This window comes from Collinsella sp. Sow4_E3 (assembly GCF_052116285.1).
In the GTDB taxonomy this organism is placed as follows: domain Bacteria; phylum Actinomycetota; class Coriobacteriia; order Coriobacteriales; family Coriobacteriaceae; genus Collinsella.
Genome location: NZ_JBQKLJ010000111.1, coordinates 1 through 485, shown reverse-complemented (window position 1 = coordinate 485; position 485 = coordinate 1). Strand labels below are relative to the sequence as shown.

The following is a 485-nucleotide window of genomic DNA, read 5'->3' as shown; positions in this document are numbered from 1 at the left end:
GTGAAGTTAACGATTGTGTCTATGCACCAGTCACTTTCTACGTATCAAAGAGTAGTCGCCCAACATTTACTAAATCAAAAAGAGCAAAAATTCTAACTTTAGAGCTTATTTCATTTAATTTATAGATTACTTAATAAGTAAAGTTTTCAGGACCATTAGCTCAGTTGGTTAAAGCCAACCGCACGGTTAGTTCACAGGTTCGAGTCCTGTATGGTCCATAGTAAAACACCTGCCTCTTTTTCTTACGAGAGGTGTGTGTTTTTTGTTATGTGAATATTTTTTTGTTGAAAAATAGAACAAACGTTCGTATAATGTTTCTGATAGGAGAGTGTATCAGATGGTGAGACGAACGAAAAAAGAGTTTAAACCTTACAACGATTATGTTGACCGTCCTTTTGAATTAAAGTGGCCAACGGCGTTTCCGTTGGGCGAATTGACTGAAGCAATAAAGAGTACTGATGAATATCATGCTCGCAATATTGATA

Annotated in this window: 1 tRNA gene; it reads left to right on the top strand. The window is 36.1% G+C overall.

The features are described from left to right. The first annotated feature begins 149 nt into the window (after positions 1-149). Positions 150-218: transfer RNA gene (locus tag ACTQ48_RS11520), tRNA-OTHER, on the top strand. The last annotated feature ends 267 nt before the right edge of the window (positions 219-485 follow it).